A 20,957-nucleotide genomic window follows, 5' to 3' on the forward strand; every position below is an offset into this window, starting at 1 on the left:
AATTCTAAATAAATCCCGATCTTTAACTTTTTAAAAATTCTCATCATATGCCATTAGTAACTCCATTATCTGCAGATCACGATTTAGAAACCAAAGAATTGGCCACATTTTTTAATGAAACCTTAGGGTTTTGTCCGAATTCTGTTTTAACCATGCAGCGAAGACCCTCCATTTCAAAGGCTTTTATCAATTTAAATAAAGCCGTCATGGCAAATGAAGGGCGAGTTACTTCTGCCCTAAAAAGAATGATTGCATGGGTTTCGAGCAATGCTACAGGCTGTCGGTATTGTCAAGCCCATGCCATTCGAGCCGCAGAACGCTACGGGGCAGAGCAAGAGCAATTAGACAATATTTGGGAATACAAAACCCATCCAGCATTTTCAGAGGCAGAAAGAGCCGCTTTAGACTTTTCTTTGGCAGCATCGGTGGTGCCCAACGCCGTAGACGAAACCATCCAATCCGCTATAAAGATCCATTGGGACGAGGGCGAAATTGTAGAAATGCTAGGGGTCATTTCCTTGTTTGGCTATTTGAACCGTTGGAATGATTCGATGGGAACAACTCTAGAAAAAGGGGCTATCGAAAGTGGAGACCAATATCTTGGAAAGCACGGGTTTGAAGTTGGGAAACACGTTTAGGATGCACTCATCTTCGTAAAAGGATTCCCTGCAATGTAGAGCCAAAGTAAAATACATTTTACCGCTTAATGGCACATTAGGTCAAAGGTTTTTATGCCTCAAAATACAGTAGGGAATCATTAGGAATACCCATCACTAGAAGTGCTCGTCTTCGTTCTCCTCGCAAAGTATGAAGACTTTGTTGATTAAAAACTCCTTCAGCTCTTAGATTCTCTTTGCCAACCCGAGCCCCTAGTCCCTTAATTTTCTCTTCATTTTCTATCTAAAATAATCATCGCCGTTGCTAACGGCTAAAAACGCTTGCTGTCATTTTCCCCAAAAACGGCTGTATTACCTACCTCTATGTTTATTTTTATTTGATTATTTTAAAATTAATTTTTAACTTGCATTGGTAATTTAAATAACCGCAATAGGATTCTACGGTTGTTGTGATTTAAGGAAGAAACATTCCGTTAAATGATACTTCTTTGTGGGGTCTCCATACAATCTCTAAATGGGACTCTCACAGGCGGAGCTGTGTTTGGTTTATAAAAAAGAGGAGTTAAAGGGTTAAATACATAGAATGAAAAATATACTATTAAGGCCGCATCAATTGAGGAATGAACCGATTATTTTGATTCAGTTTCCTTTTGACAAGGAACTTATTGGCTGTGTCAAAACAACATTGGTTTATACTCACTTAAGTAAAAAATCTCTTGCAAATATCCAAAGTCCTTTAGATCGCATTATTGAAGATGAAAATACTGTAAATCAATTACTTATATTAAAAAACAAATAAAAATATATAAACGAAATAAACGCAACACTGCGGATATACACTAGTTATGGGCAATTAAAACCCTAAGTCTAACCAAACCTGAGAAAACGTTTTCTGCTTGGGAGAACCCTTCGACAAGTTCAGGGTAAAAGAGTGAAGAGAAAACGAAAATATTGTCTATAGCGGGAGAATCCAAAGAAATCGCTTTTCTTTGGAAGCATTTTGCAAGTTTCAACACTCCCTAAAATGTTGAGGCGTTAATTCTAAGATATAAATAAGATGAAAAAGTTAATTATTTTACTCTGCTTTCTATCTGTAACTTTAGAAAACTATGCACAGTCAAGACAACAATTACCTAAATTGTTTCAAGTAGCTGATGTACCAGAGGCTACTGTCTTTGGAACAACGCAAAAGATGAAAGGAAGATTCGAAAATCCTTTATATAAGGAGATTAGGCAAATTCAATTTACGGATATTGCTACAGAAACCAAAAGAGCCTTACCTGCCAATAGCGGTTATTTTCAGTTTTCAATTCCGTCAGGCAAGCGAACTAAAATGGTAAGGAACGTTTTAGTTTCTCCAACAAAGATAGAGACCATGCCATCTGGCGACTACACTTACATTGCCGACTTGATGACTGGGCAAAACGGAAAAGGTACGCTCATACTCTTAAAAGAAAAAGGCAAAATTTTCGGAAGTATGACCTTAAATGACCGTGTGTTTCGCATTGAACATTTAGAATCAGGTAAGCAGATCTTGGTTGAGCTAAATCAGAAAATTTTGAATTCACCACATGCCTGTGGTAATCGTGAAGGGGGTAAAATTAGTCGAACCCTTAGTCATTCAGCTAAAACAGTAAACCAGAGTTGTAACTCTAAAATTGTAAGAGTGCTGGTTTTATTCACCGATGAAGCGGACAATGTCTCAAATCCAAATCAGTTGGCACCTACACTAATAAATGAATTAACTACTGCCTTAAGCAAAAGCAAGATTTATTCATCCAATTTACGATTTCAACTGGTTGGTGTTGAAAGAATTGGTTATACAGAAACAGGAAATCCAGAGATTGATTTAGATAACCTTGTCTCAAATAACGATTTAAACAATAGAAGACAGAATGCGAGAGCAGATCTTGTTGTAGTGTTAACAGATGGAGATTATTTCGTGACTGGGGGACAGATACTAGGAATAGCTACTCTAGATGAATATTCTCAACCCAATGTTGGTCATGTTGCTATCGTTGAAGCGGATGCTGGAAATGTCACTTTTGCTCATGAAGTTGGACATCTTATGGGGTGCCGCCATGATAATGACAGCAGAATAAATGTTCCGAATTTGAGCAATACTGCAAAGGGACACAACTGGTATTATCGAAACTGGTTTTTAGGACGTAAAAGATATCAAAAGAGTGTAGTAGCAAGTGGAACTACTCGAGGGTCAAGGGTTTTACACTTCTCAAACCCTAGTGTAAAAGCACATTCTAAAGCAAGAGACAATACAGGAACATCTAGCAGAAATAACTTTGTACAGCTAAAAAATGCTGCATCTGTTGTTGGATGCTATGACGATTTTGATGATATGATTGTAAGGATAAATGGACCTTCCATTGTAGAAGTGGGAGAAACAATCACACTTAATGCCTCCGTATCTAATTGCTCAAGCCGAACCTACCGATGGGAGGTTAGCCATGATGGTTTCTCATACAGCTTTTTGGGTACAGGTAGTTCCGTTTCTTATCGAGTTTTACCACTGGATAATAACAATAGTGTAACTTTTAGATTGACTGTTACTTGTTCTGATGGTCAGGTTCGTACCGCTTTTAGATCTGTCTATATTGAGAACACAGACTGTGGAAATCAATTTAAGCCTTGCTTTCCAGAGTTAAGACTAGTTGAATTAGCTGAGACGGATGTTAATAAACAAGACTCAACAGAGTTGAGTTTTATCCTATACCCGAATCCCGTTTCTGAAGTAGCAAAATTGGCGTTTAATCAACCGATAGATGATAAAATAACTGTGGAGGCATACAGTATGTTCGCAGGAAAAAGCCACAGATTATATCAAGGAAGATTCAATGCTAGTAACGAAATTTTACTCAATGTTTCGAGGCTCAATCAAGGGCTATACCAACTTTTTGTCACAATAGATGGTAAAGAATTAGATAGCAAAAGAATGATTATTAAACGGTAATATTTTTTTATCAGAGGATGGGAGTTCATCTAATGTCCCATCCTTTGTACTACATATAAATATAAATTTGAAAGAAATGATAATGAAAAGAATGTTAATCCTGTTTAGTTCAGTGGCTTTTACCTTTCTCCTTTCATGTGAGAAAGATTCAGAGCCCAATTGCCCACCTCCCACTGGAGAAATGATTGCTCAAATAAATGATACGATAGTTTGGGATTTTAAATATGTTTCTTTCAGAAGGTGGTCAGATACCGAATTTGCAAATCAATGGGCTGATTCTTCAATAAGTATATCCTCTGAATTTATCAATTCAGGGTGTGAAAGAGAACTCTCTCTTGATTTTCATAACATTTCTCAAATATTGACAAGACAAACATTGGTAAAGCGTATTTCTGAAGAAAATCATCCTTCCCATCTACAACCTCATTCTATTTTTTATACATGGAATGTAGATGCGCTTACAGAGAAATTTGATTTGTATGAAAGTGAACCTGCATGGATTCAATTATCAGAAATCACGGAAGACAAAGTCAAAGGCATATTTCAAGGAACGTATGTTTACAGGCAGAGTACCTTTCGTTTTTGGAATTTGCCCGATACTTTGCGATTTAACAACGTTTCATTTGAGGCTATTCTTTTCGTTCCTCCCAATGATTAAAAGAATAAAAGCCCATAACAAAAGATATAAGTAATAGGCTCGTACCTCGCCCACTACTCATATCCAATCCGTTGTGTTTCATACTGACCAGCCGCATATTTTAGCACTTTCGGTTTTTGCCAACACCAGCTGCGCAAAGTCTCTCGACTTCTCGCAACTAAAAAAAGCATAAAATGAAATGCAAATTTTGAAGTATCAAAATGAATTTTGAAAAAAAATAATGAGAATTATATAAGCTCAAAGTCGGTAGACTTTGAGCAGCAAGGTAAACTCTTGCTATACATCTTTTACAATCACACCTTGAGTATAAACTAAAAAAAATGGAACTAACGACAGAAATTAAGCAATATGTAAACAGAAGTGTACTATGTTGGCTTGCGACGGTATCGACGGAAAACGTACCGAATGTCTCACCGAAAGAAGTATTTGACTATTATGAATCGGACAAAATAATAATAGCGAATATTTCTTCACCACAAACCGTTGAGAATATCAAACGGAACAATAATTAAGTGGTAAGTCAGTTTTAATAGAGTTGTAAAAAGCACTACTTACAACAAAAGTAACCATTGCACAAGCCCTGAAAAAAAGTAAAAACCCAGCTGCGCAAAGTCTCTCGACTTCGCGCAACTAAAAAAAGCATAAAATGAAATGCAAATTTTGAACAAAAAATTAATGAGAATTATATAAGCTCAAAGTCGGTAGACTTTGCGCAGCAGGGTTCATCTAATGTCCCATCCTTTGTACTACATATAAATATAAATTTGAAAGAAATGATAATGAAAAGAATGTTAATCCTGTTTAGTTCAGTGGCTTTTACCTTTCTCCTTTCATGTGAGAAAGATTCAGAGCCCAATTGCCCACCTCCCACTGGAGAAATGATTGCTCAAATAAATGATACGATAGTTTGGGATTTTAAATATGTCTATTTCAGAAGATGGTCAGATACGGAGGTTGCTGATCAATGGGCTGATTCTTCAATAGGTATATCATCTGAATTTACTAACGCTGGATGCGAATTAGAAATTTCAATCCATTTTGACAATATTTCACAAACATTAAATCAACAAAAACTTGTTAAACGTATTTTTGAAGATAATCATCCATCGCAATTTCAACCTCAATCTGTTTTTAATACTTGGAACGTAGATGCACTTACAGAGAAATTTGATTTGTATGAAAGTGAACCTGCATGGATTCAATTATCAGAAATCACGGAAGACAAAGTCAAAGGCATATTTCAAGGAACGTATGTTTACAGGCAGAGTACCTTTCGTTTTTGGAATTTGCCCGATACTTTGCGATTTAACAACGTTTCATTTGAGGCTATTCTTTTCGTTCCTCCCAATGATTAAAAGAATAAAAGCCCATAACAAAAGATATAAGTAATAGGCTCGTACCTCGCCCACTACTCATATCCAATCCGTTGTGTTTCATACTGACCAGCCGCATATTTTAGCACTTTCGGTTTATGCCAACACCAGCAGCGCAAAGTCTCTCGACTTCGCGCAACTAAAGAATTATATAAGTTCAAAGTCAGGAGACTTTGCGCAGCAGGTACTCGTTCGCTCAAACTAAAACAAGCAAACAGCTTTTCTTGATAGGTCTTTTTTCCTTGCATTCTTAAATTTAAAGAAAATATTTTTATTATCAATCTATATTTACTTATATTTGGGTAAGTTATTGTGCAACAGGCACAATGGTGTATAAGTAATAGCGGTTTAAGTGATAAAACGAAAGTATGAACATAAAACAAAGGTTAGTGAGTAGAAATCCGCTACTACTGATACACTAGACAGTTATCTACAAGCTATAAAAAAGAACAACATTTAAAATATTATTAATAAAAATCTTACACTTCGCCAGCAAATGTTTAAGCACATTTTGTTTTTTACTATCGCTCAAACACACGCTAAAAAACCAAAAGAGCTTAACCCGAGCCACAACAAAACAAACTAATTAATCTATGGAAAGAATACTAGATTTTATTGCCAAAGAAACTGACGGAAAGAATTACAAGTCTTACAAGTACTGTTTCGAATCAGTAGACATTCCAAAATTAGATTATGAAGATAAAAGAGGAATTAAAGTAAATAAAAAAGGCGAAACTGATAAAAGTCGATCAAACTCTAAATCTATTCAGAATTTAGCTGTGAAAATTAGCAAAAATAGAACTCCTTTATTCAAATTTTTTCTAGATGGTTCAAGACGCACCTATAAAGTAGATGATATTGCTTACGGTAAAAAATTATATCCAGTAATTGCTGGACAAATTGGAGTTGCTGTTTGTGAAAGAAAAGATAAACACACATTTAAGCCTGTTAATTTAAAAAATCCACTTGTGGTTTCTATTCCAGATATCGCAAATGCTCAAACGAATATGGGTAACCACGACTTGTTTTTTACCAACCTTATAAAAAAACTTAATGAGCAAGGCGTATTAGAAAAGCAGAATTTAAAATTGAGCAAAATATTACCTTACAGTAGCAAATCTATAAAAGACGACAAATACGAAGATAGAGGCATTGCAAAAATTCAAGATGAAATGATTGCTTTAGAGCAAAAAGTCGTTTTTGAATTAGTGAAAGCTAAGAAATTGAATGATGAATCATTTTTAATTAAGGATGGTTCTTTGGAATATATTAAAAGTGGTGAAGCTAGAGAACTATCTGTAATAAAATCAAACTACGATTGTGTTGTGGGTGTTTCTAAAGCATTCAATCCCGAGGCACTATCAAATGACGTAAAGGACATTTCTAGGATTATTGCTGAACTAAAACTATATCACAGAACACCTGCATTTATGTATCAAACTGAAAGAATTCCTGATGTAAAATTTGCTGTTTGGTATTTAAGAATTAGAAATACTTTAAGTCCGTTTGACGGAGTATTAAAAATTGAAAAAATTCTCGTTAGAGATATTCAGGAAGAAGAAGGATTAGATTCTGACGAAATAGATTTAATAAGTGCAAACATTATTAACGAAAGAAATCCCGTAAGTTATGGAAAGGACAACAGATGGGCAAAACATCTTTATCCTGTTCACTTAACTGAAAATTATATTAAAAGTAAATATTTAAGCGATATTCATTTTATTAACTTATTCTAAAAGTATGACGAAAACCATTGGCAAAGTTGCCGCTACCGAAAAACAACCTACCACAATAGATGAATTCTTTTTCTGGACGAACAAACAAAGGATATTAAATCCTTTTGATGTTGTTAAAGTAGAACACATTGAAGGTTCTATCTCTTTTGGGATAATTGAGGAAATATCTCATATTACAGATTCTGCAAGTTATTTAAGTAATTTTATTTCAAGCGATTTTGGTGATGTGACTACAGAACCAAATATGCACAGAATTGGAATGAATTTTGTAAAAGCGAAAGTACTAGGAAATAATAAAAGTATCTACACTCCTGTATTGGACGGTAGCAAAGTTGGGTTGGCTGACCAAGGGGAAGTATTACAAGCTTTAGGGTTAAAAGATATTAAGAACCCATTAGCTTGTGGATATATGGAAATGTATCGAGGCGAAGATAAAATTTCTCTTCCAGTTCATTTTAATTCACAATTTTTAATTGGTCCAGAAGGAGCTCATTTGAATATTTCGGGTATTTCTGGATTAGCAGCTAAAACATCTTATACAATGTTTTTGGTGAAAGCAATCCAAGAAAAATACTTGCAAAATGAAGATAGTAATGATTCTGTGGCGTTTGTGATGTTTAACGTAAAAGGTAGAGATTTGCTGGCTATTGATGAGCCTAATGAAGATTTGACTAAAGAAGAAAAAAAGCGTTATACTGAAATGCTTGGTTTAACAACTGAACCTTTCCAAAATGCTAAATATTTTTATCCTTATTCTGACCAAACAAAATCGAAAACAAGCAGTAGTGCAAAAGACCTTGATATTGAGACTCAAATTGATTTAGATAAGGGGTTTAGATATAAATATGTTTATGAAGATGATAAACCTAATCTAGATCTACTTATGTCAAATATAGAAGATTCTTCAGGTACAATGGAATCTATTGTAAATTTCATATTAACTGGGCAAGGAGGGTTTGGTGAAGTAACCACTTGGTCCCAGTTTATTGACAAGGTCAACGAACGTACCAAAGCAGGACAAAAAGGTGGAGACAAAGAGATTTCAGTTATGTCTTGGCGAAAGTTTAAAAGAGTAGTTAAAAAGGCACTTAACAATCCCATTTTTAGCCAAAGAATTGTTCCTTCAAAAAGTGAAGTAAGACTTCAAGAATCTATAGGAGAAATCAAAAAAAATGATATTCATGTTATTGATATTGCTAGATTAGACCAAGACACTCAAGCTTTTGTTTTTGGAGATGTTATAAGGGCAATTTATGAGTTAAAACTAGGTCAAGATGGTAGAGACGAGAGAGATATCCCTTCAAAAATTGTGATTTTTATTGATGAATTAAATAAGTATGCTTCAAAAGACATTCCAAAAAACTCCCCTATTTTAAAACAAATACTAGATATTTCTGAAAGAGGTCGTTCTTTGGGAGTTATTTTATTTTCAGTTGAACAATTTAAAAGTGCGATTCACGATAGAGTTAAAGGGAATTGTGCAACTCATGCTTATGGTAGAACTAATGCCATAGAAATTTCAAAAGGAGATTATCGTTTTGTACCACCAGTTTATAAAAATATGATGACTAGACTTGACCTAAGCGAATATATCATAGAACATCCCGTTTTTCGTTCTTTGCTAAATATTAAATTTCCAAAACCATTATACAAACAATTCCCAAATGGCTAAAATAAAAACGAAAATAGGAAAAGATGTCATTGAATCATTGACATTAGGAATGTATGAAGATTCTCGATTTATTTTTAGAGAATACATACAGAATGGTGCTGACCAAATTGATAAAGCGTTAGAAGAAAGGATTTTTTCAACTTTAAGAGATGGTAAAATTGAAATTGAAATCAATGCAAGTTCTAAATCTATTTCAATTTATGATAATGCTACTGGAATTGAATCGAACAAAGTACAGCCCATCCTTAAAAATATAGCTCAATCAACAAAAGACCGTACTAAGAACAAAGGATTTAGGGGAATAGGAAGATTAGGAGGACTAGCTTATTGCGACAAACTCATTTTTGAAACAAGTTTCAAAGGAGAAGAAATTAAATCTACTTTAATATGGGATTCTCAAAAGTTGAAAGCTATTATTAACAACAGAGCAACAAAAGAGGAAGCAACAGCAGTAATTGATGATGTAACTGAATTTACTACTGAAACAGAAAAAAAAATACACACTACTTTAAAGTAACATTGAAAAATGTAAGTAATGAAGCACTTTTAGATAAGGTTGATGTGTATGAGTATTTGACAATGGTTGCTCCAGTTCCATATGGTAAGGGGTTCATTTTTAAAAAATTATTAGAAAATAAAGCAAAAGAATTAGATTTTGAAATAGATGAATATTCAATATTTGTGAATAGAAATCAAGTATATAAGGCTTATACTTCTAGCATATATGAAGGAGATAAATCGAATAAAAGAAAAATTGACGAAATTCACGAAATTGAAACTTATGAAATAAGAAATAAAAAGAACAAATTACTTGCTTGGGGCTGGTACAGTATTTCAAACTTTACCAAAGTAATTCCAAGTATAAATATTGCTAGAAGTTTAAGACTAAGAAAAGGAAACATCCAAATTGGTTTAGAAGAAACTTTAACTAAATTATTCAAAGAACCTAGAGGTTCTAAATACTTTTTTGGTGAAATTCATACAGTTAGTCACGAATTAATTCCTAATTCAAGAAGAGATTATTTTCTTGAAAACTCTGACCTATTAGAGTTCGAAAAACTCGTTAAAGCTAAATTTGAAGAGTTGCATAAGCTTTATTACTTTTCTTCAAAAATAAGAAATGAAAAGAAAAAAGTAGATGATTTCAAGACCTTTGCAAAGGAATATAAAGAAAAAGCTACAAATGGTGGTTTTACAAATGAAGAAGAAAAGAAGGATTATCAAGAAAAGTTTGAAGCAAAAAAAGAAAAAGCCAAAAATGCTGAAAAAGAACTTGTAAAGGCAAAGGAAAAAGTAAATAATAGTGGTTCTTCTCAAAAAACTGTATTTGATAAGGTTGTAGGAAATATAACTACTGATGTTGAAAAAGTAAATGTTGCTCTGGGCAATGGAAAAACTAAATATATCACAGACGATATTACTACCCTAAGTCGAAAGGATAGGAAGTTGGTTTCAAAAATATTTGGTGTTATGGATAATGTTCTTCCAAAAGATATTGCAACAATATTAAAAGAAAAAATCAAAGAAGAATTAAGCAATTAATATGTCAAAAAAGCGAAACATATTACTCATAGAACCCGGATACAAAAACAAGTATCCTCCTATTGGTTTAATGAAAATTGCCACCTACCACAGAATGTTGGGAGATAATGTTGTCTTTTACAAAGGAGATGTAAAGGAATTTATTTTCAACAACATATTAAGCGAATGTCTCACAAAATTATCTGAAATTTGCGATATTATAGATTGGAAAAATCAAAGAAAAGCTATTGCTACTTATATAAAATCAAACCATTCTACCAAATTAAAAGCACTTTTGCCTTCTCCAAACGAAACAGATGAAAAATTTGATTTCATTCTCAAGCAAACTCCTTTAATTAAAATGTGGTTACAGCATTTTGCAAATTACTACAAGAAAAAAGAATATGTTAACGAACCTCAATGGGATAGAGTTTATGTAACTACACTTTTTACATTCTACTGGAAAATTACTGTAAAAGCTATTAAAGACGCTAAATGTCTTGTGAAAAATCCAAACGAACTAAAAGTTGGTGGAGTTTTAGCTTCTCTTCTAGCTAAAGAAGTAGAAGAAGAAACGGGAATAAAGCCAATAACAGGTATATTGGATAAAGTGGGAGTTCTTGACCCTAAAAATGTAAAAGCTAAAGAAATAATCATTGATGATTTACCTCTTGATTATTCCATTCTTGATGAGATAGATTATGTTTATCCAACAGGAAGTGCCTATTTTACTTTTATGACGAAAGGTTGTACCAGAACTTGTGCTTTTTGCTCTGTTCCTAAACTAGAACCTACCTACAAGGAGAAAATACCTACAAAGAAGAAGTTTGCAGAAATAAATGAACTTTATGGAGAGCAACAAAATTTACTCTTAATGGATAATAATGTTCTAGCTTCACCAAAATTTCCTGAAATAATTCAAGAAATTAAGGATATGGGATTCGTAAAAGGAGCAAGATTTGTTGAACCAAATCAATTAGATATTGCAATAAGAAATTTAAAAAAAGGAGAAAACGACAAAGTTTACATTAACAGAAGTTATTCAATTCTTAAGAACTTTATTGCCAAAAGGGTAAAGGGTGAAAATGCCCAAATAGTTTTTGATATTTATGACAAGTATAAGTTATTAAAACCTGAAACTATTGAAAAAGAAAACTTACTTATCGCTTATGACGAATTAAAAGATTTATATGAAAGGTATAGAAATAAAGCACCAAAAAATAGATATGTAGATTTTAACCAAGGTACAGATGCTCGTTATGTTACTGACGAGAATATGAAATTGATAAGCGAAATACCTATAAATCCATTACGAATTGCATTCGATTACTGGGGAATCAGAAAACAATATGAAAATGCTGTAAGACTTGCAGCAAAATATAAAATTAATAGACTTTCAAATTATTTACTTTTCAATTTTAAAGATAAGCCCCAAGACTTGTATTTAAGAATGCAAATAAATATGCAGTTATCTGAAGAGTTAGATATTCATATTTATTCTTTCCCAATGAAATTTATCCCACTTTTTGGCGAAGAAGCAAAAGATAGGCAATACATTGGAAAATTTTGGAACAAAAAATTTATTCGCGCAATTCAATCTATCAGTAATGTGACAAGAGGAATTGTTCCTCCTGAACGTAGTTTTTTTGAAAGAGCGTTTGGTAGTGATGAAAAAGAGTATTTTGAATTATTATATATGCCTGAAACGTTTATTATTTATAGAAATCTTTTTGAAGTTGATTTAGGTTTAACAAAAAAATGGAAAACTCTTTATCATTCCATTAAAGAAAACGACAAACTTTGGAATGAAACTAAAATCATCCTTGAAAAGAATGATTTTACAAATTTAAAAGAAAAAACTAAAAACAAGAAAATATTAAATCTTTTAGAATATTACACCATAACTAGAGGAGATATAAAGAAAAGTGATAGAGAGTATTTAGAATTAAAAAAGAAGTTTGACCACTTAATACAAAGTGACCAATTTATGGATTTAACTTTAACCTACGATTATGAAGAACGTGAATGAGCCCCCCCTCTTCAAAGTCTCCTGACTTCGAAGGAAATAAAAAGATAAGAATCGAAGATTCGACGCAGTTAAACTTAGCAACTGCTGTGACCACTCCCTCTACCTCAGCAGCTCCAAAAACTCTTGTTCAGAAATAATGGGTACGTTAAGGCTCTCGGCTTTGGTACGTTTACTAGGGCCCATATTGGCACCTGCCACCACATAGGAGGTTTTGGCGGAGATGGAACTCACCACCTTTCCACCGTTAGAATCGATAAGGGCTTTCAGCTCGTCACGAGAGACCGTTTCAAACACCCCAGAAACCACAAAACGCAGGCCTTCTACCTTTGTGGTTTGCTTGGACAAGGCCTCTTCAGTTAGTTGGAGGCCATATAAAATCAAGCGCGAGACCATTTGAAGGTTGGCCTCGGAACTAAAGAAATCCACCACACTTTCGGCAATCCGAATGCCAATTTCGTCCACAGTTTCTAAATCTTCCAAAGTGGCTTTGGACAAAGCTTCGATGGATTTGTAATGTTTGGCTAGTTTTTTCGCCACTGTTTCCCCTACATAGCGAATGCCCAGTCCAAACAACACCCGTTCAAAAGGCACGTCTTTAGACGCCTGCAACCAGCTGCGCAAAGTCTCTCGACTTCGCGCAACTAAAAAAAGCATAAAATGAAATGCAAATTTTGAAGTATCAAAATGAATTTTGAACAAAAAATTAATGAGAATTATATAAGCGCAAAGTCGGTAGACTTTGCGCAGCAAGGCAAACTCTTGCTATACAACTTTTACAATCACACCTTGTGTATAAACTAAAAAAAATGGAACTAACGACAGAAATTAAGCAATATGTAAACAGAAGTGTACTATGCTGGCTTGCGACGGTATCGACGGAAAACGTACCGAATGTCTCACCGAAAGAAGTATTTGACTATTATGAATCGGACAAAATAATAATAGCGAATATTTCTTCACCACAAACCGTTGAGAATATCAAACGGAACAATAATGTTTGCGTGAGCTTTATAGATATTTTAGTGCAAAAAGGATTTCAGATAAAAGGGAAAGCTGAAATAATTGGAAAAACGGATTCGGATTTTGAAGAAATGGAAAAAGTATTGACCAAAATGACAAACGGAAAATTTCCTTTTGCGACCATAACAAAAATTACGATTGGACAGATTAAACCGATAATAGCACCAAAGTATTTTCTCTATCCAGAAACGACCGAAAAAGAACAAATTGAAAGTGCGAAAAAAGCTTATGGGATAAAAAATGAACTATAACAACAAAAAATTTAGAGTTTATGAAAATTCCGAAAATGGAGAAACCACAATGGAAACTATTTTTGAATATAAACAAAATGGAAATATTCTAACATCTGAATATAGTGGCGGACAAATTGTTCGAGGACATTTAATTGGACTTGTTGACGATAATGGTAAAATAGAAATGAGTTACCACCAAATTAACACAAAAGGGGAATTAATGACTGGAATTTGTTTTTCAGAACCTGAGTTGACCGATAATGGAAAAATAAAACTTTATGAAAATTGGAAATGGACGTCGGGAGAAAAATCAAGTGGTAAGTCAGTTTTAATAGAGTTGTAAAAAGCACTACTTACAACAAAAGTAACCATTGCACAAGCCCTGAAAAAAAGTAAAAAAACAAAAAAAATCCGTTAGAAATTTCTAACGGATTTTTTACTACTTCTCACCAAGGAAAAACGCTTGTTTTTCGATATTGTGATTTACATCATTCCTGGCATTCCACCACCCATTGGAGGCATTCCACCACCGCCCGCAGTAGCAGCTTCTTTAATGTCTACCAAAGCACACTCTGTGGTTAAAATCATTCCAGCTACTGAGGCTGCATTTTCTAGGGCCACACGGGTTACTTTTTTAGGATCAATAATTCCTGCCTTTAGCATATCAACATAAGCGTCAGATTTTGCATCGTAACCGAAATCTTTTTTTCCTTCAAGTACCTTGTTCAAGACTACTGAACCTTCACCACCTGCATTTTCAACAATAATTCGCAATGGAGCTTCAATGGCTTTGTTGATAATTTGTACACCTGTAGTTTCGTCCAAATTTTCTGTGGTAATTTTAATCAAAGCGCGTTTAGCTCTTACCAAAGCAACACCTCCACCGGCAACAATTCCTTCTTCAACAGCGGCTCTTGTGGCATGTAAGGCATCGTCTACTCGGTCTTTCTTTTCTTTCATTTCTACTTCCGAAGCAGCACCTACATATAAAACAGCAACCCCGCCAGCCAATTTAGCCAAACGCTCTTGAAGTTTCTCTTTGTCATAATCGGATGTGGTTGTTTCTATTTGTGCTTTTATCTGATTTACTCTCGCTTTGATAGCAGCAGCATCTCCAGCGCCATTAATAATGGTGGTATTGTCTTTATCGATGGTAATGGTCTCAGCACTTCCCAAAAAGTCTAAGGTCGCGTTTTCTAATGAAAACCCTCTCTCTTCAGAAATGACAGTTCCACCGGTTAAGATGGCGATGTCCTCTAACATGGCTTTTCTACGGTCTCCAAATCCTGGTGCTTTTACAGCAGCAATCTTCAATCCACCGCGTAATTTATTGACGACTAAAGTTGCCAATGCTTGTCCGTCTACATCTTCAGCAATAATGACCAAAGGTCTGCTAGATTGTGCAACCGGTTCTAAAATGGGAAGAATTTCTTGTAAGTTAGAAATCTTTTTATCGAATAATAAAATATATGGATTTTCTAAATCAGCAATCATTTTATCTGCATCCGTTACAAAATACGGAGACAAATACCCTCTGTCAAACTGCATTCCTTCAACAACGTCAACATAGGTTTCCATTCCTTTTGCTTCTTCAACAGTAATTACACCTTCTTTCCCTACTTTGGAAAATGCAGTTGCAATAAGCTCACCTATAGTATTGTCATTATTGGCAGAAATTGCAGCAACTTGCTTTATTTTTTCTGAAGAGTTTCCAACTTTCTGAGTTTGTTTTTCAAGGTCTGCAATAATTGCAGCAACTGCTTTGTCAATTCCGCGTTTTAAATCCATCGGATTTGCACCAGCAGCAACATTTCTCAATCCTTCATTTACAATCGCTTGAGCAAGAACCGTAGCGGTTGTTGTTCCGTCACCTGCCAAATCGTTGGTTTTAGAAGCCACTTCTTTCACCATTTGAGCACCCATGTTTTCAAGCTCATTTTCAAGCTCAATTTCTTTTGCAACAGAAACTCCGTCTTTGGTTACTGTTGGTGCTCCAAAAGATTTCGAAATGATTACATTTCTACCTTTAGGACCTAAAGTTACTTTTACTGCGTTTGCCAATGCATCCACTCCACGTTTCAATCCGTTACGAGCTTCAATATCAAATTTTATATCTTTTGCCATTTGTGTTATTCATTTAAAGTTCCCAACTTAAAAAAATAGTCTTTGGAACGGTTGTCTTAATTGTTTGTTCAATAAAAAATTAAATAATTGCAAGAATATCAGATTCTCGCATCATTAAATAATCGGTTCCTTCTAATTTTAATTCTGTTCCACCATATTTACCATACAAAACAGTGTCTCCAACTTTCACAGTTAAAGGCTCGTCAACTTTACCATTTCCAACAGCAACTACGGTTCCTTTTTGTGGTTTTTCTTTTGCGTTATCTGGAATGATTAATCCAGAAGCCGTTTTTGTTTCTGCAGGCGCAGGTTCTACAAGAACTCTGTCCGCTAAAGGTTTAATGTTTAATCCCATAATGATATATTTAATTGGTTAAATTTATTTTAGTCAAATAGTCAGAAATGATGCCAACCTGTTATAACTGACAAGATTTCTATTTCTTCTTTTGAATCGGTATGAATCTTATAAAAAAAATGCCAACGTGTCATTTACGTTGGCATTTCTGTATAAGATCAACAAATAGATTACTCTTCGTCCTCTGTTGTTGTAACTGGAGCTGCTGGTGCAGGTGTTGTAGATTCGATACCGTCTAAAGTATTATCTAGTTTAAATTCACGATCGCCTCCTCTATCGATTGAGAAGTTTGATAATAAAATTAAAGCAAACATTGCAATTGCCAACGTCCAAGTTGTTCTGTCTAAGAAATTATTAGTGTTTTGCACGCCTCCTAAAGATTGTGCTCCACCACCACCAAATGAAGAAGATAATCCTCCTCCTTTAGGATTTTGTACCATCACTATTAAAATTAAGATCACGGCTACCAATAATATGATACCTAAAAATACGTTATAACTCATGATTTATTTTTTTGTAAAGTTTGAATTCTTTTGATTTGATCTGCAAATAAACCACTTTTTTCTGGATATTTCAAACTTAAAATTTTATAAGCTTGAATTGCATTTTCATACTTTTTTTGTTCCAAGTATACTTTGGCCAAAGTTTCCGTCATTAAAGAGCTTGAGGACTCATTTTTAGAAACCAAAACCGTCATATTTTTATCTTTTTCTAGGGCTTTAATTTTTGGGTTTTTCTCTATAAAACGATTGATAATTGAGGTTTTAGAAACGGGTGTATCTTCCTTTTTTGGGACTCGATCAATCGGTTTTGCAGAAGACAATTGCAGCCATTCGCTAAATGAATATTTCTCTGAACTCGAAAACGATAAGGGTTTTCCAAGATTTAATGACTGTTCTAATCCTTCTAAAGGCTCAGTTTTCGGAGTTGCTGGTTCAACAGAATGAAGGGGCTGGTCCATCAAAAGCGCTTTTTCACTTTCATGATGGCTTGCTTTTTGAATTTGGTTGAAAGAGGTTGATGTGATAAAATCGAATAAAATTGTTCTGTCGGTGGTATGTGCAGCAGTAATTTTTAATTCGTTATTGTATTTAAAACTGTCTTGATTTTTCAATCCTTTTAAATACATGCTCCTTGCCGATTGAAAATACGGGTAACGTTCCACTACTTTTCTTAGCGACTGAGTTTCTTCCTGTTGAATGTTCTCAGGATTTTTTAAAAGGGATATGAATGTTTCTGTTACCAATCTCCTAAAGCTGCATTAAAGATATCTTGATGTACCCGTTCTAATATTTCGTCCAAAGCAGCTTCCAAAACCCCACCAACCAATTGTTGGGAAGCTCCAAAATCAGAATAAAATGAAAAGACTTTTTCAAAATCTTTTTCTTCGTTCAGCTTATTGTAAAATCGCACATTTACCGATACGGTCAATCTGTTTTGAGCAGCTGTTTGCTGAGAAGTTGCACTCATCGGAATAATTCGATAACCTGTAATTTCTCCTTCCAAACGCAAATCTGCATTCTCGTTGTTCACCAAGGTTAAGTTGGTCTGACGTAAAAATAATTCTTGAAGTTCGGGGGTAAATCGCTGACTTAAGGTAGGCTCAACTAAGGTGGCTTCGTTTCTAAAAAAACGCACTTGTAAGGTTTCGGCATCTGTGGTTGCTCCTGTAAATGAATAGGCACCACAAGCAACCATCAGCAGTGAATTGATTGCGAAAAATAGAATGTAAAGTGTGTTTTTCATCTCTTAGAAGGTTGAATTTACAGATCGTATTGTTTAATTTTTCGATACAAAGTACGCTCAGAAATACCCAATTCTTTTGCAGCTAATTTACGTTTATTGTTGTTTTTTTCTAGTGATTTTTTAATCATTTCGATTTCTTTGTCTTGTAAAGATAAAGATTCGTCTTCTTCAATGGTCTCAATAAAATCAAAATCTTTTTCCAGAGAGGCATTTTGAGTGATTTTTAAGACCTCAAAATCTTGGGTATCGATTTCCTCATCTGCATATATTTTTTTGATTAAGTGTCGATTTTTTTCTTCCACTTTTTCGATGTCTCCAGTTTTCATTAATTCCAGGGTCAACTTCTTCAAATCGTTAATATCACTTCGCAAATCAAACAACACCTTGTACATAATATCACGTTCGTTTGAGAAATCATTTTTAGAATTTCTTCCAATGATTGCTGGTAAATTTGTGGTGTAATTCGGGAGATATTGAACAATTCGTTCAGGAGTAATCAATCGATCTTCTTCAACAACCGAGATTTGTTCTGCGATATTTCTCAGTTGACGAATGTTTCAGGAAAACGATAGTTCATCAATAGTTTCGTTGCATCTTCGTCCAACCGAACTGCTGGCATTCGGTATTTTTCAGCAAAATCAGAAGCAAATTTTCGAAATAACAAATGGATGTCTGTTTTTCGTTCACGAAGCGGAGGCAATGGAATTTCGATCGTGCTCAATCGATAAAATAAGTCTTCTCTAAATTTTTCTTTCGCAATGGCTTCTTGCATGTTCAGATTGGTTGCTGCTATAATCCGAACATTTGTTTTTTGAACTTCAGAGGAGCCTACTTTTAAGAATTCCCCATTTTCTAAAACGCGTAACAACCGAACTTGCGTCGTTAAGGGCAATTCTCCTACTTCATCTAAAAAAATGGTTCCCCCATCGGTGACTTCAAAATAGCCTTTCCGTGTGGTGGTTGCTCCTGTAAATGCTCCTTTTTCGTGACCAAATAATTCGCTGTCAATAGTCCCTTCTGGAATGGCACCACAGTTTACTGCAATGTATTTTGCGTGTTTTCTGTGCGATAAAGAATGAATGATTTTTGGGATGTTTTCTTTACCAACACCACTTTCTCCAGTAACCAATACAGAAATATCTGTTGGGGCAACTCGTACGGCTTTTTCTAGTGCACGGTTAAGGTGTATATCGTTTCCAATAATGCCAAAACGTTGTTTTGTTGTTTGTAAATTTTCCATTTTTTATCTAGAATAGAAAAAAGAACAAAGAGAAAAAACCTAGGTCGAGTTTCTTTTCTTTAGTCTTTCTTTTTAATTATTATTAGAATATCCAACTACGGTTCCTCGTAGGGTTGCAGAAGTACAGTCTTCTACTTTTACCATCACAAAATCTCCTAATTGATAGGTCCCTTTATCAAAAACAGCTACGGTATTTTGTGTGTTTCTTCCTTTCCATTCATTAGGATTTTTTTAGAAGTTCCTTCGATCAAAAATTCTTCAATCTTCCCTAAATGTTGCTGTGTTCTATAGAGCGCATGTTCTTGTTGCAAGTCAATGACCTCTTGTAGGCGACGTTTTTTCACTTCTTCAGGTACGTCATCTACCATTTTATTTCCAGCCAATGTGCCTGGTCTTTCCGAATAGGTAAACATAAATCCGAAGTCGTATTTTACATACTCCATCAAGGCCAAAGTATCTTGATGATCTTCTTCTGTTTCTCCACAAAAACCAACAATCATGTCTTGTGATAAAGACATTTCTGGAACAATCTTATAGATATTGTCAATCAATTCCATGTATTCTTCACGAGTGTGTTGTCTGTTCATTGCTTTCAACATCGCATTACTTCCACTTTGTACCGGTAAATGCAGGTACTTACAAATATTGTTGTGTTTTGCCATTACATGAATAACGTCTAAACTCATATCCTGAGGATTTGAGGTTGAAAAACGAAATCGAGTTTTTGGAAATTGTGTCGCACACATGTCTAGTAGTTCAGCAAAATCTACAGCAGTTGCTTGTGCTATTTCGGATGCTTTTTTGAAATCTTTTTTCAATCCACCACCAAACCATAAAAAGCTGTCTACATTCTGTCCTAGTAGGGTAATTTCTTTATAGTTTGCATCGACCATCGATTGAATTTCTTCTAAAATACTCTTCGGATCTCTACTTCGTTCACGACCTCTGGTAAAAGGAACTACACAAAAGGTACACATATTGTCGCAACCACGAGTGATCGAAACAAAAGCGGTAACTCCGTTTGTGTTTAATCGAACTGGAGAGACATCGCCATAGGTTTCATCTTTAGAGAGGAGAACGTTCACCGCATCTCTTCCCGACTCAACTTCTTGCAACAAGTTGGGTAAATCTCTGTAGGCATCTGGACCAACAACTAAGTCCACAATTTTTTCTTCTTCTAAAAACTTTTCTTTGAGACGTTCTGCCATACAGCCCAAAACACCAACCTTCATTTTTGGGTTCACCTTTTTTACGGCATTGTATTTTTGCAAACGGCGTCTTACAGTAGTTTCAGCTTTTTCACGAATCGAGCAAGTGTTTACCAAAACCAAATCGGCTTCCTCTAATATTTGAGTAGTGTTGTAACCCTCTTTGTCTAAAATGGCTGCAACAATTTCACTATCATTCATATTCATTTGGCAGCCGTAGCTTTCGATGAATAATTTTTTAGTGTTTTCTTTTTTATTTTCGGTCACAAGAGCTTTCCCTTGTATTCTTTCGTCGATGATTTTTTCTTCTAGCTCCATGTCTCAATTTTCATTTTAATGGTGAGCAAAGATACAACCAAAAACTAAATTTTATGACACATTGGCAGAAAAATACAGTTGATTTTTGTCTTACTATTTTCTAAAAACCTATGAAAAAATAGGTAATAAAAAAAAACTG

At 34.6% G+C, this 20,957-nt stretch carries 19 protein-coding genes and 2 pseudogenes; 13 read left to right on the forward strand and 8 right to left on the reverse strand.

Annotated elements, in window-relative coordinates:
- Nucleotides 1-47: 47 nt before the first annotated feature.
- The 11 genes from RRF69_RS06185 to RRF69_RS06235 all read left to right on the forward strand — a co-directional run bounded on the left by RRF69_RS06185 (nt 48) and on the right by RRF69_RS06235 (nt 12,574).
- Nucleotides 48-638 carry a carboxymuconolactone decarboxylase family protein gene (locus RRF69_RS06185; protein WP_316938976.1) on the forward strand — a complete coding sequence of 197 codons (591 nt, stop codon included), beginning with the start codon at nt 48-50 and terminating at the stop codon, nt 636-638.
- Between the two features lie 562 nt (nt 639-1,200).
- Nucleotides 1,201-1,416 (forward strand): hypothetical protein, encoded by a 216-nt coding sequence (locus RRF69_RS06190; protein WP_316938977.1) that lies wholly within the window; start codon nt 1,201-1,203, stop codon nt 1,414-1,416.
- Nucleotides 1,417-1,674: 258 nt separating this feature from the next.
- The gene (locus RRF69_RS06195; protein ID WP_316938978.1) at nt 1,675-3,585 is read left to right on the forward strand and encodes a M12 family metallo-peptidase; all 1,911 of its coding nucleotides are present in this window, start codon (nt 1,675-1,677) and stop codon (nt 3,583-3,585) included.
- An 82-nt stretch (nt 3,586-3,667) separates the two neighbouring features.
- A complete protein-coding gene (locus tag RRF69_RS06200; RefSeq protein ID WP_316938979.1) occupies nt 3,668-4,243 on the forward strand; it encodes a hypothetical protein in 576 nt (191 codons plus the stop codon).
- A gap of 320 nt (nt 4,244-4,563) precedes the next feature.
- Entirely contained in the window at nt 4,564-4,755 is a 192-nt protein-coding gene (locus tag RRF69_RS06205; RefSeq protein ID WP_316938980.1) for a pyridoxamine 5'-phosphate oxidase family protein, read from the forward strand.
- 267 nt (nt 4,756-5,022) lie between these two features.
- Nucleotides 5,023-5,598 carry a hypothetical protein gene (locus RRF69_RS06210; protein WP_316938981.1) on the forward strand — a complete coding sequence of 192 codons (576 nt, stop codon included), beginning with the start codon at nt 5,023-5,025 and terminating at the stop codon, nt 5,596-5,598.
- Nucleotides 5,599-6,209: 611 nt separating this feature from the next.
- The gene (locus RRF69_RS06215; protein WP_316938982.1) at nt 6,210-7,352 is read left to right on the forward strand and encodes a hypothetical protein; all 1,143 of its coding nucleotides are present in this window, start codon (nt 6,210-6,212) and stop codon (nt 7,350-7,352) included.
- Nucleotides 7,353-7,356: 4 nt separating this feature from the next.
- Nucleotides 7,357-9,024, forward strand: a complete 1,668-nt coding sequence (locus RRF69_RS06220) for a hypothetical protein (RefSeq protein WP_316938983.1) — start codon at nt 7,357-7,359, stop codon at nt 9,022-9,024.
- A complete protein-coding gene (locus tag RRF69_RS06225) occupies nt 9,017-9,541 on the forward strand; it encodes an ATP-binding protein (protein WP_316938984.1) in 525 nt (174 codons plus the stop codon). The genes RRF69_RS06220 and RRF69_RS06225 overlap by 8 nt, the downstream gene beginning before the upstream one ends.
- Before the next feature lie 2 nt (nt 9,542-9,543).
- Nucleotides 9,544-10,566, forward strand: a complete 1,023-nt coding sequence (locus RRF69_RS06230; RefSeq protein WP_316938985.1) for a hypothetical protein — start codon at nt 9,544-9,546, stop codon at nt 10,564-10,566.
- A 70-nt stretch (nt 10,567-10,636) separates the two neighbouring features.
- Nucleotides 10,637-12,574, forward strand: coding sequence for a hypothetical protein (locus RRF69_RS06235; protein WP_316938986.1), 1,938 nt, complete (start codon nt 10,637-10,639; stop codon nt 12,572-12,574).
- A gap of 99 nt (nt 12,575-12,673) precedes the next feature.
- On the opposite strand, the gene RRF69_RS06240 is transcribed toward RRF69_RS06235, so the two are convergent.
- Entirely contained in the window at nt 12,674-13,324 is a 651-nt protein-coding gene (locus RRF69_RS06240; RefSeq protein WP_316938987.1) for a helix-hairpin-helix domain-containing protein, read from the reverse strand.
- Between the two features lie 56 nt (nt 13,325-13,380).
- Here RRF69_RS06240 and RRF69_RS06245 point away from each other — a divergent pair, with 56 nt between their 5' ends.
- Both RRF69_RS06245 and RRF69_RS06250 read left to right on the forward strand, forming a co-directional pair.
- Nucleotides 13,381-13,845 (forward strand): pyridoxamine 5'-phosphate oxidase family protein, encoded by a 465-nt coding sequence (locus RRF69_RS06245; RefSeq protein ID WP_316938988.1) that lies wholly within the window; start codon nt 13,381-13,383, stop codon nt 13,843-13,845.
- Nucleotides 13,835-14,170 carry a n-acetylglutamate synthase gene (locus RRF69_RS06250; protein WP_316938989.1) on the forward strand — a complete coding sequence of 112 codons (336 nt, stop codon included), beginning with the start codon at nt 13,835-13,837 and terminating at the stop codon, nt 14,168-14,170. Before RRF69_RS06245 ends, RRF69_RS06250 begins: the two co-directional genes overlap by 11 nt.
- 140 nt (nt 14,171-14,310) lie before the next feature.
- On the opposite strand, the gene groL is transcribed toward RRF69_RS06250, so the two are convergent.
- The 7 genes and pseudogenes from groL to miaB all read right to left on the reverse strand — a co-directional run bounded on the left by groL (nt 14,311) and on the right by miaB (nt 20,818).
- The gene (gene groL, locus RRF69_RS06255; protein WP_316938990.1) at nt 14,311-15,951 is read right to left on the reverse strand and encodes a chaperonin GroEL; all 1,641 of its coding nucleotides are present in this window, start codon (nt 15,949-15,951) and stop codon (nt 14,311-14,313) included.
- A 79-nt stretch (nt 15,952-16,030) separates the two neighbouring features.
- Nucleotides 16,031-16,306: a co-chaperone GroES gene (gene groES / locus RRF69_RS06260; protein WP_087564052.1), complete on the reverse strand. Its 276-nt coding sequence runs from the start codon at nt 16,304-16,306 to the stop codon at nt 16,031-16,033.
- A 170-nt stretch (nt 16,307-16,476) separates the two neighbouring features.
- Nucleotides 16,477-16,809 carry a preprotein translocase subunit SecG gene (secG, locus tag RRF69_RS06265; protein WP_316938991.1) on the reverse strand — a complete coding sequence of 111 codons (333 nt, stop codon included), beginning with the start codon at nt 16,807-16,809 and terminating at the stop codon, nt 16,477-16,479.
- The gene (locus tag RRF69_RS06270; protein WP_316938992.1) at nt 16,806-17,552 is read right to left on the reverse strand and encodes a hypothetical protein; all 747 of its coding nucleotides are present in this window, start codon (nt 17,550-17,552) and stop codon (nt 16,806-16,808) included. Before RRF69_RS06270 ends, secG begins: the two co-directional genes overlap by 4 nt.
- Nucleotides 17,546-18,052, reverse strand: a complete 507-nt coding sequence (locus RRF69_RS06275) for an LptE family protein (protein ID WP_316938993.1) — start codon at nt 18,050-18,052, stop codon at nt 17,546-17,548. Before RRF69_RS06275 ends, RRF69_RS06270 begins: the two co-directional genes overlap by 7 nt.
- Nucleotides 18,053-18,069: 17 nt before the next feature.
- Nucleotides 18,070-19,292, reverse strand: a pseudogene (locus RRF69_RS06280) (sigma 54-interacting transcriptional regulator).
- A gap of 72 nt (nt 19,293-19,364) precedes the next feature.
- Nucleotides 19,365-20,818: pseudogene (gene miaB / locus RRF69_RS06285) on the reverse strand (tRNA (N6-isopentenyl adenosine(37)-C2)-methylthiotransferase MiaB).
- Between the last annotated feature and the right edge of the window lie 139 nt (nt 20,819-20,957).

The organism is Polaribacter sp. HL-MS24 (genome assembly GCF_032758595.1).
In the GTDB taxonomy this organism is placed as follows: domain Bacteria; phylum Bacteroidota; class Bacteroidia; order Flavobacteriales; family Flavobacteriaceae; genus Polaribacter.